Origin of the sequence: Streptomyces sp. NBC_00016 (assembly GCF_045040885.1) — a bacterium.
Taxonomy (GTDB): domain Bacteria; phylum Actinomycetota; class Actinomycetes; order Streptomycetales; family Streptomycetaceae; genus Streptomyces; species Streptomyces coriariae.
Map to the genome: position 1 here is coordinate 6,756,040 of NZ_CP108304.1, position 13,365 is coordinate 6,769,404.

15 protein-coding genes are annotated in these 13,365 nt (G+C 71.1%); 10 read left to right on the top strand and 5 right to left on the bottom strand.

What is annotated here, in order from left to right:
• Positions 1 to 4 precede the first annotated feature (4 nt).
• From OG933_RS29865 to yjfF, 3 genes are read left to right on the top strand one after another with little or no spacing between them, the layout of a single operon-like run.
• Positions 5 to 1,549, top strand: coding sequence for a sugar ABC transporter ATP-binding protein (locus tag OG933_RS29865; RefSeq protein ID WP_362524194.1), 1,545 nt, complete (start codon positions 5 to 7; stop codon positions 1,547 to 1,549).
• The gene (locus tag OG933_RS29870) at positions 1,546 to 2,667 is read left to right on the top strand and encodes an ABC transporter permease (protein WP_362524192.1); all 1,122 of its coding nucleotides are present in this window, start codon (positions 1,546 to 1,548) and stop codon (positions 2,665 to 2,667) included. Before OG933_RS29865 ends, OG933_RS29870 begins: the two co-directional genes overlap by 4 nt.
• Positions 2,667 to 3,689: a galactofuranose ABC transporter, permease protein YjfF gene (gene yjfF / locus OG933_RS29875; RefSeq protein WP_327182840.1), complete on the top strand. Its 1,023-nt coding sequence runs from the start codon at positions 2,667 to 2,669 to the stop codon at positions 3,687 to 3,689. The genes OG933_RS29870 and yjfF overlap by 1 nt, the downstream gene beginning before the upstream one ends.
• Before the next feature lie 38 nt (positions 3,690 to 3,727).
• On the opposite strand, the gene OG933_RS29880 is transcribed toward yjfF, so the two are convergent.
• Positions 3,728 to 4,129: an ATP-binding protein gene (locus tag OG933_RS29880; protein ID WP_362524188.1), complete on the bottom strand. Its 402-nt coding sequence runs from the start codon at positions 4,127 to 4,129 to the stop codon at positions 3,728 to 3,730.
• Positions 4,130 to 4,309: 180 nt separating this feature from the next.
• On the opposite strand from OG933_RS29880, the gene OG933_RS29885 reads away from it, so the two are divergent.
• The 3 genes from OG933_RS29885 to OG933_RS29895 are packed head-to-tail and all read left to right on the top strand — an operon-like array spanning position 4,310 to position 5,828.
• Positions 4,310 to 4,852 (top strand): UTRA domain-containing protein, encoded by a 543-nt coding sequence (locus OG933_RS29885; RefSeq protein WP_362524186.1) that lies wholly within the window; start codon positions 4,310 to 4,312, stop codon positions 4,850 to 4,852.
• Positions 4,849 to 5,643 (top strand): GntR family transcriptional regulator, encoded by a 795-nt coding sequence (locus OG933_RS29890; protein WP_405629797.1) that lies wholly within the window; start codon positions 4,849 to 4,851, stop codon positions 5,641 to 5,643. Before OG933_RS29885 ends, OG933_RS29890 begins: the two co-directional genes overlap by 4 nt.
• On the top strand, positions 5,640 to 5,828 hold the full coding sequence (locus OG933_RS29895) for a hypothetical protein (RefSeq protein ID WP_362524182.1): 189 nt from the start codon (positions 5,640 to 5,642) through the stop codon (positions 5,826 to 5,828). Before OG933_RS29890 ends, OG933_RS29895 begins: the two co-directional genes overlap by 4 nt.
• A gap of 148 nt (positions 5,829 to 5,976) precedes the next feature.
• Here OG933_RS29895 and OG933_RS29900 read toward each other — a convergent pair whose 3' ends face one another.
• Positions 5,977 to 6,429: a MarR family transcriptional regulator gene (locus OG933_RS29900; protein ID WP_362524180.1), complete on the bottom strand. Its 453-nt coding sequence runs from the start codon at positions 6,427 to 6,429 to the stop codon at positions 5,977 to 5,979.
• Between the two features lie 98 nt (positions 6,430 to 6,527).
• Here OG933_RS29900 and OG933_RS29905 point away from each other — a divergent pair, with 98 nt between their 5' ends.
• On the top strand, positions 6,528 to 7,547 hold the full coding sequence (locus OG933_RS29905) for an NADP-dependent oxidoreductase (protein WP_020126942.1): 1,020 nt from the start codon (positions 6,528 to 6,530) through the stop codon (positions 7,545 to 7,547).
• Between the two features lie 195 nt (positions 7,548 to 7,742).
• Here OG933_RS29905 and OG933_RS29910 read toward each other — a convergent pair whose 3' ends face one another.
• A complete protein-coding gene (locus OG933_RS29910; RefSeq protein ID WP_362524177.1) occupies positions 7,743 to 8,918 on the bottom strand; it encodes a serine hydrolase domain-containing protein in 1,176 nt (391 codons plus the stop codon).
• Positions 8,919 to 9,161: 243 nt separating this feature from the next.
• On the opposite strand from OG933_RS29910, the gene OG933_RS29915 reads away from it, so the two are divergent.
• The gene (locus tag OG933_RS29915; RefSeq protein WP_405629801.1) at positions 9,162 to 9,968 is read left to right on the top strand and encodes an EI24 domain-containing protein; all 807 of its coding nucleotides are present in this window, start codon (positions 9,162 to 9,164) and stop codon (positions 9,966 to 9,968) included.
• A complete protein-coding gene (locus tag OG933_RS29920) occupies positions 9,965 to 10,579 on the top strand; it encodes a LysE family transporter (RefSeq protein ID WP_362524173.1) in 615 nt (204 codons plus the stop codon). The genes OG933_RS29915 and OG933_RS29920 overlap by 4 nt, the downstream gene beginning before the upstream one ends.
• A 25-nt stretch (positions 10,580 to 10,604) precedes the next feature.
• Here the strand turns inward: OG933_RS29920 and OG933_RS29925 are convergent, their stop codons facing one another.
• Complete coding sequence (locus OG933_RS29925; RefSeq protein WP_405629804.1) at positions 10,605 to 11,876, bottom strand: pyroglutamyl peptidase; 1,272 nt, start codon at positions 11,874 to 11,876, stop codon at positions 10,605 to 10,607.
• A gap of 75 nt (positions 11,877 to 11,951) precedes the next feature.
• The gene (locus OG933_RS29930; RefSeq protein ID WP_405629807.1) at positions 11,952 to 12,893 is read right to left on the bottom strand and encodes a LysR family transcriptional regulator; all 942 of its coding nucleotides are present in this window, start codon (positions 12,891 to 12,893) and stop codon (positions 11,952 to 11,954) included.
• Positions 12,894 to 12,950: 57 nt separating this feature from the next.
• Here OG933_RS29930 and OG933_RS29935 point away from each other — a divergent pair, with 57 nt between their 5' ends.
• Positions 12,951 to 13,364, top strand: a complete 414-nt coding sequence (locus tag OG933_RS29935) for a RidA family protein (RefSeq protein WP_362524165.1) — start codon at positions 12,951 to 12,953, stop codon at positions 13,362 to 13,364.
• The last annotated feature ends 1 nt before the right edge of the window (position 13,365 follow it).

A 13,365-nucleotide genomic window follows, 5' to 3' on the forward strand; every position in this document is an offset into this window, starting at 1 on the left:
TGCCATGGCAGAGCCACGGCCCGTCCTGGAAATGACGGGCATAGTCAAGGAGTTTCCGGGGGTACGGGCTCTGTCGGACGTCGACTTCCGGCTCTTCCCCGGCGAGATCCACGCCCTGATGGGCGAGAACGGCGCCGGCAAGTCCACCCTCATCAAGGTGCTCACGGGGGTCTACTCCCTGGACGGCGGCACGATCACGCTGGACGGTGAGGCCGTGCGGATCACCAGCCCGCTGGAGGCCCAGCAGGCCGGCATCAGCACCGTCTACCAGGAGGTCAACCTCTGCCCCAACCTGTCGGTGGCGGAGAACATCTTCATCGGGCGTGAACCGACCCGCATGGGCCGCATCCAGTGGAAGCAGCTGCGCCGGCAGGCGGCGGAGCTGGTGGACCGGCTCGGACTCGACATCGACGTCACCGCCCCGCTGTCCTCGTACCCGCTGGCCGTGCAGCAACTGGTAGCGATCGTGCGGTCGTTGGGCACCGGCGACGGCGCGGGCGGCGGCAAGGGGCCGGGCACCAAGGTGCTGATCCTCGACGAGCCGACCTCCAGCCTCGACCGCGACGAGGTCCTCCAACTGTTCGCGCTGATGCGGCGGTTGAAGGACGAGGGCGTCGCGATCCTGTTCGTCTCGCACTTCCTCGACCAGATCTACGAGGTCTGCGACCGGATGACCGTGCTGCGCAACGGCACCCTCGTCGGTGAGCACATGGTGCGCGACCTCGACCAGGTCGGCCTCGTCCAGCTCATGCTCGGCAAGGCCATGGGCCAGCTGGACGAACTCCACGAACACCAGCTGCACTCCGACGCGGGCGAGACCCTGCTCGTGGCGGACGGCCTCGGCCGGACCGGCGGCATCGCCCCGTTCGACATGGAGATCAAGAAGGGCGAGGTGATCGGGCTCGCCGGCCTGCTCGGATCGGGCCGGACCGAACTCGCCCGGCTGCTCTTCGGCGCCGACCAGCCGGACACCGGCAAGGTGTCCATCGGCGGCAGGCCGGTCTCGATGAGCGCCCCGAACGACGCGATCAACGCCGGTGTCGCCTTCTGCTCCGAGAACCGCAAGAGCGAGGGCCTGGTACCCGATCTGACGGTGCGCGAGAACATCATCCTGGCCCTGCAGGCCGCGCGCGGCTGGACCCGGCCCATCCCGGTCGCCCAGCGCGACGAACTCGTCGCCAAGTACATCAAGGCGCTGGACATCCGCCCCGCCAACCCCGAGGCCAGGGTGGGCCAGCTCAGCGGCGGCAACCAGCAGAAGGTGCTGCTGGCCCGCTGGCTGATCACCCAGCCGAAGCTGCTGATCCTGGACGAGCCGACGCGCGGCATCGACATCGGAGCCAAGGCGGAGATCCAGAAGCTCGTCGTATCGCTCTCCGAGGACGGCATGTCGGTGCTGTACATCGCGGCCGAGCTGGAGGAGGTACTCCGGCTCAGTCACACCATCGGAGTGCTGCGCGACCGCCGGCTGGTGGCGCAGATCGCCAACGGGCCCGAGATCACCACGAGCCGGATCCTGGAGACCATCGCGAGCGGAGAGCACCAGTGACCACCTCTTCGACCACCTCTTCCCGGTGGCGAGCGCTGACCCACCACCACCTGTTCTGGCCGGTGGCGGTCCTGGTCCTGCTGCTGCTCGTCAACGTTCCCTTCACCCCCGACTTCTTCTCGATCAAGATGGCGGACGGGCACCTCTACGGCAGCCTCGTCTCGATCGTGCTGTTCGGATCGCCCCTGATCCTGGTGGCGGTCGGCATGACGCTGGTCATCGCCACCGGCGGAATCGACCTCTCCGTCGGCGCTGTGGTCGCCATCACCGGAGCACTGGCCTGTTCGTACATCAGCGACCAGTCCGACCAGGGCGCCCTGTCCGGGGTGCTGCTCGCCATGGGCCTGGGCCTGCTGGCCGCGGTCGTCTGCGGTCTGTGGAACGGCTTCCTGGTCGCCAGGATGGGTATCCAGCCGATCATCGCCACCCTGATCATCATGGTCGCCGGGCGCGGTGTCGCCCAGCTGATCACCGACGGCCAGATCATCACCATCAACAGCGAGCCGTACAAGCTGATCGGCGGCGGCTACTGGCTGACCCTGCCGTTCTCCATCTTCGTGGTGGCCGCGGTCGTGGCCGTCACCGTGGTGCTGACCCGCCGCACGGCACTCGGCCTGCTGGTCGAGGCGGTCGGCGGCAACGCCGAGGCCAGCCGCCTGGTGGGCATCAGGTCCCGGCGCATCAAGATCATGGTGTACGCGTTCTGCGCGCTCTGCGCGGGCATCGCCGGCCTGATGATCAGCTCCAACACCTCGGCCGCGGACGGCAACAACGCCGGCCTGTGGATCGAGCTCGACGCGATCCTCGCCGTGGTGATCGGCGGAACCTCGCTCCTGGGCGGCCGGTTCTCCGTCGGCGGCACGGTGGTCGGCGCCCTCGTCATCCAGACCCTGACCACCACGATCTACACCATCGGCGTGCCGACCCAGACCAACCTGGTCTTCAAGGCCGCCGTCGTCATCGTCGTCTGCCTGCTCCAGTCCCCGAAGTTCCGCGCCAAGGTGTTCGGCGCCAGGTTCGGCGCCGGATCCGGCGTGAAGGGAAGCGGCAAGACGGCCGCGGCCCCGGCGGACCCCGCCGCGGCGTCCGAGGCCACCCCCAAGATGGAGGTGTCGTGATGAGCGCGACCACCCAGAGCCCCACGGCCTCCGACAGCCGTACCCCGTCCACGGCCTCGCGTCTGCTCGGCGACCGGCGGCTGCCCGTCGCGGTGACGGCCCTGCTCTTCCTGCTGATGTACGGCGTGGGCCTGAGCCGGTACCAGAACTACGGGTTCGGCGAGCCGCAGGTCTTCCTGAACCTGTTCATCGACAACGGCTATCTGCTGGTCGCCGCGGTCGGTGTCACCTTCGTCATCCTGTCCGGCGGCATCGACCTGTCCGTCGGTTCGATGATCGGCTTCACGACGATGTTCACGGCCTGGCTGGTGGAGCGCCAGGGGCTGCCGCTGCTGCTGGTGATCCCCATGGCGCTGGGCGTGGGCGCGCTCGGCGGTTTCCTGATGGGCTATGTGATCCACAACTTCGAGATCCAGCCCTTCATCGTGACCCTCGCCGGCCTCTTCCTCTTCCGCGGTCTGTGCCTGGTCATCAGCAAGGAGTCGATCTCCATCGGCGACTCCTCGGTGAGCAGCATGGCCCAGGCGCAGGTGTCGCTGGGGATGGGCTTCCTGTCCATCGGCGCGATCGTCTCGCTGGTCGTCCTCGCCGTGGCGTTCTACGTCCTGCACTACACCCGCTTCGGGCGCCGGGTGTACGCCATCGGCGGCAACGAGCAGTCGGCCATGCTGATGGGTCTCCCGCAGGGCGGCACGAAGATCGCCGTGTACACCGTGAGCGGGTTCTGCTCGGCGCTGGCCGGACTGCTCTTCACCCTGTACATCCAGTCCGGCGATCCGTTGCACGCGACCGGCATGGAACTCGACGCGATCGCCGCGGTGGTCATCGGAGGCACGCTGCTGACGGGTGGCTCCGGCTATGTGCTGGGCACCCTGTTCGGCGTGCTGGTGCTGGGCCTGATCAAGAGCATCATCCAGTTCGAGGGCACCCTCAGCTCCTGGTGGACGAAGATCGCCACCGGTGTGCTGCTGTGCGCGTTCATCCTGGTCCAGCGCTTCATGACGACCCGCAAGAAGACCTGAGGCGATGCGACGCTCCCGGCCCGGGCCGGGAGCCGTCGTCAGCGTGTCCCGGGCCGGCTCTCGGTCTTGAAGGTCACCCACACCGTCTTGCCCACGGGGTGTTCGGTGATGCCCAGGTCGTCCGCCAGTTCCCGGGCCAGGAAGAGGCCCCGGCCCGAACAGGCGTCGGGGGTCGGCGGGCACGCGGGCACGGGATGGTCACCGGTGTCGCGTACGGCGAGGCGGACCAGGGGGCCGTCGAGGGTGAGGGTCACGCAGTACTGCCTGCCGGGGGGCACCCCGTGCAGCAGGGCGTTCGTGGCGAGTTCCGACACACACAGCTCTATGTCGTCCAGCCTGTCGACGCGGTCCCAGTCGCTCAGCACCTGGTGGACGAAGACCCGGGCGGCCCGTACGGAGGCGCGCGAGCGGGGGAAACGACGTTGCCGTGACAGGGGCACGGGGGCACCTCCGGTGGTTCTGGGGCGTCCTGCGGCGAAACCTTACTGTTATTCGCGAAAGGTAACAAGGCAGTGAAGGGTGGCTGAGGGTGGCTGAGGGTGGCGGTTGGCGGATGAGCCAAGTCGCCTACCGTGTAGGGCGGCAGGGTCGAAAGAACGGTCGGCCGTACAGGAGGAGTCGTGGGTGCGAGCGGATGGGTCAGCGCATCGTTGCCGTATCTGACGCCACGGGGCACCGGGCAGGGCGACGCCTGGGCGGCCGAGGCCGCCGCGCAGGGGCGGCGTGGCAGCCAGCGCATCCTGCACGCCGGTGAGGTGCCCGCCCCCGCCGACGTGGCGACGCTGCTCGGCGTCCCCGAGGGCGAGCCGGTCGTCGTACGCCGGCGGCTGATCCTCCTCGACGACGAGCCCAGCGAGCTGACCGACACGTACTACCCGACGGCCATAGCGGCGGGCACCCGTCTCGCCGGGACCGCGAAGATCCCCGGCGGAGCGCTCACCCTGCTCGCCGAGCTCGGTCACGTCGGCGTCCTCGTGCGGGAGGACGTGACGGCCGGGATGCCGGACGAGGAGGAGCGCCAGGCCCTGCGGACCGCCCCGGAGGAACCGGTCCTGCGGCTCGTCCGGCTCACGCTGGACCACGCCGACCGGCCGATCCAGGTCGACCGTATGGTGATGCCTGCCCTACGGCAGAGGCTGCGCTACCAGATCAGGATCGGATGACCGTGCCCAAGGCAGACCCGGAAGCCGTCGACCGCCGCTCCCTGCACGAGCGGATCGCGGCCGATCTGCGCGACGACATCATGAGCGGAGAGCTCGCTCCCGGCGCCAACCTGCCCACCACCGCCCGGCTCAAGGAACGCTTCGAGGCGTCGAGCGCCACGGTCCAGAAGGCCCTTCAGCTCCTCAAGGACGAACGCCTGGTGGTCGGCCGGGCGGGCGCCTCCGTCACGGTCCGCGAGCACCGCCAGCGCACCGTCCGGCCCGCCGCGCTCATGCTGCCGGGCAGCCCCGGAGCGCCCTACCGCTGGCTCTCCGAGGCGGCCAAGCACGGCACGCACGCCCGCATACAACTCCTCGACGTGGCCGAGAGCCGGCCGCCCGCCGACGTACGCGCCGCCCTCGAACTCCCGGCGGACGGCATCGCGCTGCTCCGCGGCCAGATACTCCTCGTCGACGACGAGCCCGCCGAACTCGTGGAGTCCTACTACCCGCTGGACATCGCCCGGGGGACGCCCCTGGCCGAGCGCCGCAGGATCAGGGGCGGCACCCCCGCCCTGCTGACCGCACTCGGCCACCCGCCCCGCCGCAGCACGGACCGGGTCTCCGCCAGGGTTCCCACCCAGGCCCAGTACCAGGCCCTCCGCCTCACCAGCGGCATGCCGGTCCTGCGCACCCTGCGCATGATCCACAGCGACGGCGGCCGCCCCGTCGAGGTCACCGTGATGGTGAAGGCGGGTCATCTCTACGAACTGCAGTACGAGTTCACGGGTGAAGAGGCGGGAGACGCATGATCGTGCTTGCCCTGACGGGGCTGTTGGTGCTCGTCCTCGGCGGCTGTGCCTGTGTCTGGTGGGCGGCGCGAGGCGGCCCGCGCTGGGCGCGTGCCGTGGCCGTCGTGACCCTCGCGGCGGGCGAACTGGCCCGCGGAGCGAACCGCACGGACCGCAAGGGCGGGAATTCCGGCTCGGACGACTGAACCGCAGACACACACGAACATCCCCGCGCGGGCCGGGCGCAACGGACTCGTACCGGGCGAAGGCACACGGGCTCAGGCCCGGCGGGGTCCCGTGGGGTCAGGTCCCGCGCAGGTCCGGTGCGGTCAAGTCCGCCGGGGTCCCGTGGGGTCAGGCCGCGTCGGTCTCCGTGCTCAGCATGCGTCGCAGCAGCCCCCGCAGTGCCACCCGCTCCTCCTCCGCCAGCCCCGCCAGCGGCTCCCGCGCGAACCGCAGCGACTCGCGCAGCCCCTTGGCGATCTTCCGGCCCTCGGCCGTGGCCGCCGCCAGCTTCACCCGGCGGTCGGTCGGATCGGGACGCCGCTCGACCAGACCGCGGGACTCCAGACGGTCGACGATGCCGGTCACGTTGGACGGCTCACACTTCAGTTTCTGCGCCAGCTTCCGCATCGGCAGCGGCTCCAGCGAGAGCAGGCTCAGCAGCCGGGCCTGTGCGCCGGTGAGGGCGTGACCTGCCGCGGCTTCCTCGTAGTCCTCGTAGTAACGGGCCACGACCTCGCCGATCAGGCCGACGACCTCCATGGTCAGGGCATCGGGGAGAGGGGCCGGATGTGGGGTGGGCATGGATCCAGGGTACCCGGTTACTTGACATCCTGAAATATTCAGGAGCATGGTTGTTTCAGGTAGTGAAGCATTTGCGAGCACAGGAAAGGCAGCCCCCCATGACCGAGTCGGCCCTCCCCACCACCAGCCGCGAATGGCGTCTGCTCAGCCGCCCCGTCGGCTGGCCGAAGCCCGAGGACTTCGAGCTGGCCGAGGCGGAGATCCGGCAGCCCGGCCCGGGTGAGGTGCTGGTGCGCAACGCCTACGTGTCCGTCGACCCCTACATGCGCGGCCGGATGAGCGCGGCCAAGTCGTACGTGGCCCCCTTCGAGCTGGGCAAGGCCATGCAGGGCGGGGCGGTCGGCGAGGTCGTCGCCTCCGCCGCCGAGGGCGTCTCGGTCGGCGATCACGTCCTGCACTTCGGCGGCTGGCGCGAGTACGCCACCTTCGACGCCAAGCAGGCCGTCAAGGTCGACCCCGAGGCGGCGCCCCTGTCCACCTACCTCGGCGTCCTCGGGATGACCGGTCTCACCGCCTACGCGGGCCTGCTGCGCACCGGCTCCTTCAAGGAGGGCGACTCCGTCTTCGTGTCGGGCGCGGCCGGCGCCGTCGGCAGCCAGGTCGGCCAGATCGCCAGGCTGAAGGGCGCCTCCCGGGTCATCGGCTCGGCCGGCTCCGACGAGAAGGTCAAGCTGCTCGTCGAGGAGTACGGCTTCGACGCCGCCTTCAACTACAAGAACGGACCCGTCGCCGCGCAGCTGCGCGAGGCCGCTCCCGACGGTGTCGACGTCTACTTCGACAACGTCGGCGGCGACCACCTCGAGGCGGCCATCGGCTCGCTCAACGAGAAGGGCCGCATCGTGATCTGCGGCATGATCTCCGTCTACAACAACACCGAGCCGGCCCCCGGCCCGAAGAACCTCGCCCGCCTCATCGCGACCCGTGGCCGTATCGAGGGCCTCCTGGTCGGCGACCACTACGACCTTCAGCCGGAGTTCGTCCGCGAGGTCGGCGGCTGGGTCCGCTCCGGCGAGCTGAAGTACCGCGAGACGGTCGTCGAGGGCATCGAGAACAACCTGGAGGCGTTCCTCGGGGTGCTGCGCGGCGACAACACCGGAAAGATGATCGTCAAGCTCTGATCCCCGGTCCGTGACACCGCCCTGACACCGGTCGTCGCGTACGGCGAAGGCCGCACCCCTGGACGTGGGGTGCGGCCTTCGCCCGCGTCGGCTCTCGCGCCGACGCCCCTTCGGTCGTGTCGGCCGGTCCTCATGCCGGTCCTCATGCCGGTCCGGGCGACGGCCGTGCCGCCCGGCCACGCGACGGCCGTGCCGTCAGCCGGCGGCGAGGGCCGCCCTGTGCACCGCCGCCGCCAGTCGGTCGTTCTCCGGCGCGGACCCGCCCGGGAAGGCGAACCGGCGCCGTGTGTAGCCGTAGGCGAGCCCGCTGCGCGGATCCGCGAAGGCCTGGCAGCCGCCCGCCCCGCTGTGCCCGAACGCCCCGGCGCCGAGGAACGGGTGCCAGGTGTCGGCGGTCGCCTGGAAACCCAGCCCGTACGACCGGTGCGAACGCGCCACCACGTCGTAGCCCACCGAGTGCAGCTGCCCGAACTCCGCCGCCGTGTCCTCCTTCAGCAGCGGCACCTTCCCGCCGACCTCGCTGATCGCCGCCGCGTACAGCCCGGCCAGTCCGCGCGCCGAGGCCACCCCGCCCACCGAGGCCGGCCCCCTGGCCCGGATCAGGGGATCGTTGGGCAGGAGTTCCAGATCGGTCGGCTCGGCTGCGTGCCGGTTGAAGGCGACGGCGGCCAGGGTGTGCGGCCCGCCCGGCAGGGAGTCCAGCAGCGCCCGCTGCTCGGCGGTCGGCGCCATCGGCTGCGCGGTGCGGAACCGCGGCTCGTGCGCCGCGGGCAGCCCCAGGAAGAAGTCCAGCCCGTACGGGACGCGCACCCGCTCCTCGTACACCTCCTGGAGTGTGCGGCCCGTGGCCCGCCGTACGACCTCGCCGGTGAGCGCCCCGATGACCAGCCCGTGGTAGCCGAAGGCGGTGCCAGGTCGCCAGAACGGCCGCTGGTCGGCGAGGCGTTCGGCGATCTGCCGGTCGTCGGCCAGTTCCTGCGGAGAGAACCCGCTGTCCGTGCCGATCACCCCGGCCCGGTGCGCGAGCAGCTCGCGCAGGGTCAGCGCGCCCTTGCCCTCGGCCGCGAACTCCGGCCAGTAGTAGGTGACTTTCCGGTCCAGCTCCAGGGTGCCCTCCTGGACGAGGAGCGCGACCACCAGATGGGCGGCGCCCTTGGTGGAGGAGTAGACACCGTAGAGGGAGTCGGGGCCGGCGCCGTCGCCCGGCACCCACAGGTCGACGACCCGCCGTCCGTGTACATGGGCGCACAACTGGCCTTCGTAGTCGGGCCGCTCCTCCGCCACGAACGCGGCGAACGCCTCCCGCACCGCTTCGAATCCGTCGGCGACGCTGCCGTGGATCTCCTGCGTCGTCCGAGTCAATCGAGTCATTCGCTCTCCTCAACCAGCCCACTGCTTGCGTGTGCCATGGTGATCAACACCTGGCCGAGATCGTTGCTTCCGGAGATCGGTACGGCGAGGTGTACCTGTTCGACTCAACTGCATCAAGAGGGTGTTGGTGTCAGCGATGCCCCGGATGGCCTACGAGGGCCGCCGCGAGGGCGCGCCGCGCACGGCACGCGGGCCCGGGTCGGCCCCGGGCCGTGAAATGTGCACGACCGATAGAGTTCGGCCATGCGCGATCTAGGGGCGGGGTTCACGTACCTCCTGAAGGGCCAGCGGTGGGTGGCCCGGCACGGCAAGCAGTACGGGTTCGGTCTCGTTCCCGGCCTGATCACACTTGTCCTCTACGCGGCGGCCCTGGTGGCGCTCGCGGTGTGGGGCGAGGACTTCGTCGGGTGGTCGACACCGTTCGCCGACGACTGGACGAGCCCCTGGCGCGGACTGTTCCGCGGCTTCCTCGTCGTCGTGCTGTTCACCCTCGGACTGCTGCTCGCCGTCCTCACCTTCACCGCGGTCACCCTGCTCATCGGGCAGCCGTTCTACGAGAGCCTCTCCGAGAAGGTCGACCGGGACGTCTCGCCCGACGGTACGGCCCCCGAGTCCGGGCTGCCGCTCTGGCGCGAGCTGTGGATCTCCGCCCGCGACAGCCTGCGCATCCTGTGCCGCGCGCTGCTGTGGGCCGTGCTGCTGTTCGCCCTCGGGTTCATCCCGGTCGTCGGGCAGACGGTGGTCCCGGTGATCGGCTTCTTCGTCACCGGCTTCTTCCTCACCGAGGAACTCGTCGCCGTCGCCCTCCAGCGCCGGGGCGTCGACCTGCGGGCCCGGCTCGCCCTGCTCCGCTCCCGCAAGACCCTGATCTGGGGCTTCGGCACCCCCCTGGGGCTGGCCTTCCTGGTGCCGGTCGTCGCGGTGTTCCTGATGCCGGGCGCGGTCGCGGGTGCCACCCTGCTGGCCCGTGAACTGCTCGGCGAGGAGATCGACGAGGGCGACCGGGCCGACGGTGCCGACACCCCGAAAGAGGAGAACGCCACCTCATGACCGAGCTGCTCGCCGTCGCCCTCATCACTGTGCTGGCGGTCATCGCCCCCGGCGCCGACTTCGCGATGATCGTCCGCAACAGCTACCTCTACGGCCGCCGTACGGGACTGCTCGCGGCGACCGGAGTCGCCGCGGGCGTCCTCGTCCACGTCACGTACACGATGCTCGGCGTGGGCCTGCTGATCGCGTCGTCCACGTTCCTCTTCACCGTGATCAAGCTGATCGGCGCGGCGTACCTGATCTACATCGGCGTCCGTACCTTCCGCACCAAGGGCGAGGTCGAGGTCGACCTCACCGGCAGGACCGGGCTGACCCCGCTCGCGGCCCTGCGCGCGGGGTTCCTGACCAACGTCCTCAACCCGAAGACGACCCTCTTCGTCGTCTCCACGTTCTCCCAGGTCGTCAGCCCCGGCACGCCGGTCCAGGAGCAGGTCGGCTATGGCCTGTTCATGTCGCTGGCGCATCTGCTGTGGTTCGGCGTGGTCGCCGTCTTCTTCTCCCACGACCGCATGCGCACGCTGATGCTGCGCGGCCAGAAGGTCCTCAACAAGGTCATCGGCTCGGTCCTGGCGGGCCTGGGCGTCAGCCTGGCGCTGGCGCCCTCGCACTGACCCGGGAACCGGGGGCCGCGCGCACCTACCTCCCGGCCGCCACGGCCACGGCCAGGATCGCCCGTACCTGGGCGACGATGTCCAGCCGGTTCCGCACGAACTCCGGATCGGTCACGTCCTGGGTGTTGCCCGCCGCGAACTGGAGGACCGGCGTGTGCACATGCCCGCCCGGCAGGCTGTCGTGCAGCCCCAGCCGGTCGCGGAGCAGGGTGGCCCGGTAGGCGATCTCGTTGGAGAGGTAGTTCCCGCCGCCCCCGGCCCGTGCGGTCGACCCCGCCGTCGGCCCGTCCGGCCGGACGACGGCTTCGGTACCGCCCACCGGTATCTCGGTGACGCTCGTGTTGTCGTAGACCGGGAACCGGCCCGTGTCCGCCGCCACGATCGCCGTGTACGGCAGCGTCGTGGTCGTCCACTGCGGCTGCGCGGCGGGGTCGGTGACCGGGACCGTCTCCGTACGGCCGATGTTCTCGTTGTCGGGGAAGCCGCCGCGCCAGGCCCCGTTGGTGCGTTCCACGTCGAAGCGGCCGACGCGGCCCTGGCTGACGGTGGTGAACAGATCGACGTGCGGCAGATACGGCCGCAGGGCGCGTTCCACCGTCTGCTCCGCGAAGTCCTGCCAGCGCACCGGGAACACGGCGGTCTCGACCCGCGCCGGGCCGTCCGCGGTCCGGATCACCGTGCCGTCGAGGGCGAGCGCCGTCGCCCCCGAGGGGTTCGAGATCCGGATGTCCCGGTCCAGGGTGAACGGGTCGAAGCCGGTGACCAGAACGCGCTTGAGGCCCTTGGTCCGGTGCGCGAGGTGCAGGTCGCTCTGTCCGCGCGAGGTGCGCTCCAAGGCGTCGAGCAGGGCGGCCCGTTGGCCGTCGGTGACCGCGAAGCCGGGCTGCCAGGTGCGTACTTCGCTCGTCATGCCGAGCCGCGCCCAGTACAGCGGCCGGTCGTCGTCCCGGCTGAGGTCCCCGCCGACGGGGCCGCGCCCCTGGACCCGGTCCACCGCCCGCCGCCACAGGGCCGCGCCCTCGCGGGTGACGACCTGACGGGCCCGGGCGTAGGAGTGCGAGGCCTCCAGCAGCCGGGCGAGACGCGGAGCCACCGCGTCGAACCCGGACCGGGCGAGGATCTCCTGGGGGACGGCCTGCGCCAGACGCTGTTCCTCGACCGTGAGGGTGGGCACCGCCTCGGTGGCTGTGGCTGTGGCGGTGGCGGTGGCGGTGGGAATGGCGAGCCCGGCCGACAGGGCCAGAGCCAGAACGCCGACGCGAACGCGCAGGGAATGCGCGGAGTATGCGGGATACACGGAGTGCGGGTCCTTCCGTCGCTGTGGGGGAGAGCGTGGGGTGGGACGGCGGAAGTATCCCGTGACCGAAGTGGTCTACGCCATGGCGCCGGGGATCGCCGTCGCCGCCTCCCGCAGCGCGGTGACGAACGCCTCCGCCGCCGGGGCCGGTGAGCGCCCCCGTTCCGTGGCCGCGTACACCGCCCGCGCCGGGGCGTCCTCGTCGAGCACCGGCAGCAGCACGACGTCCGGGCGTACGGACGAGGCGGCGAGCGCCGGGACCAGGGCGACGCCGAGGCCCGCGGCGACATAGCCCTGCTTGGCGGTCCACTCGGCGACGACGTGCGCCACCCGCGGCCGGAAGCCCTCCCGCAGCGCCGCGTCGAGGAGGGTGCCCTCGGGCCGGGCGGAGCCGGACACCCAGTCGGCGTCGGCGAGTTCGCCCAGCCGCACCGGCCCCCCGCGGACCGCCAGGGGATGCCCGGCCGGGACGGCGACGTGGAGCGACTCGTCCAGGAGGTGACGCAGCGCGTACGACTCCAGCGCCGCGCGGCCCGTCGTGGACACCACCGCCAGGTCGAGGTGTCCGGCGCCCAGCCGCTCCAGCAGCGCCGGGGTGAGCCCCTCCTCCCTCGTCACGCGCACACCGGGACAGCGGGCCCGGAACGCGGCCAGGGCGCGCGGTACCAGCGCCGCGTCCGCCGACGCGAACGCCCCGAACCGCAGCCGCCCCTCCGCGCCCTCCCGCAGCGCGGCCAGCTCGCGCCGCGCACCGTGCAGGGCCTCGGCGACGGACTCCGCGTACGGCACCAGCGCCCGCCCGGCCTCCGTCAGCCGCACCCCCCGGGGCAGCCGGTCGAAGAGCGGGTCGCCGCCCAGGGCCGCCTCCAGCGAGGAGATCTGCCGGGACACCGCGGACTGGGTCCACCCCAGGGTCCGTGCGGCGACGGTGAACGAGCCGTGGCGGACCACCTCCAAGAACGCCCGCAGCCAGACGGTGGAGAGTTCGGGCAGGGCCGTGCGATGCGGATCCGGCATGACCGCCATGCTGGACATTCGCTTGTCGCATCGCAAGTCCCGTCCTAGCGTCGGGACATGGAGATCACCCTCGACAACCCCGCCGGTGCCCCCCGGCCCCTGAACGCCTACTACTCCCAGGTCGCCCGCGTCCAACAGGCGGACGGCGGCGCCCTGTTGTTCCTCTCCGGGCAGATCGCCGAGGGCGCCACGCTCGCCGAGCAGAGCCGGGGCGTCTTCGAGACGATCGACGCCCTGCTGAGGGCGCACGGGGCGGGCCTGGCGAACGTCGTCAACATCCGGACCTACCTCACGGACATCGACAGGCTCGCCGAATACGGCGCCGTACGCCAGGAGTTCCTCACCGGCACCCCGCCGACCAGCATGACCTTCGAGGTGTCCCGGCTGTTCCGGCCCGAGGCGCAGATCGAGATCGAGGTGGTGGCGGCGGTCCCCGCGGCCCGGCGCGGCGGCCCCGGCACCGCTGCCTAGG

Bases quoted from the DNA above. Each gene is read 5' to 3' on its own strand.
- OG933_RS29895 (WP_362524182.1), top strand. From the start codon at position 5,640: ATGATCGTGCTTGCCCTGACGGGGCTGTTGGTGCTCGTCCTCGGCGGC.
- yjfF (WP_327182840.1), top strand. From the start codon at position 2,667: ATGAGCGCGACCACCCAGAGCCCCACGGCCTCCGACAGCCGTACCCCG.
- OG933_RS29910 (WP_362524177.1), bottom strand. From the start codon at position 8,918: ATGACTCGATTGACTCGGACGACGCAGGAGATCCACGGCAGCGTCGCC.
- OG933_RS29935 (WP_362524165.1), top strand. From the start codon at position 12,951: ATGGAGATCACCCTCGACAACCCCGCCGGTGCCCCCCGGCCCCTGAAC.
- OG933_RS29865 (WP_362524194.1), top strand. From the start codon at position 5: ATGGCAGAGCCACGGCCCGTCCTGGAAATGACGGGCATAGTCAAGGAG.
- OG933_RS29920 (WP_362524173.1), top strand. From the start codon at position 9,965: ATGACCGAGCTGCTCGCCGTCGCCCTCATCACTGTGCTGGCGGTCATC.
- OG933_RS29890 (WP_405629797.1), top strand. From the start codon at position 4,849: ATGACCGTGCCCAAGGCAGACCCGGAAGCCGTCGACCGCCGCTCCCTG.
- OG933_RS29930 (WP_405629807.1), bottom strand. From the start codon at position 12,893: ATGCCGGATCCGCATCGCACGGCCCTGCCCGAACTCTCCACCGTCTGG.
- OG933_RS29915 (WP_405629801.1), top strand. From the start codon at position 9,162: ATGCGCGATCTAGGGGCGGGGTTCACGTACCTCCTGAAGGGCCAGCGG.
- OG933_RS29905 (WP_020126942.1), top strand. From the start codon at position 6,528: ATGACCGAGTCGGCCCTCCCCACCACCAGCCGCGAATGGCGTCTGCTC.
- OG933_RS29900 (WP_362524180.1), bottom strand. From the start codon at position 6,429: ATGCCCACCCCACATCCGGCCCCTCTCCCCGATGCCCTGACCATGGAG.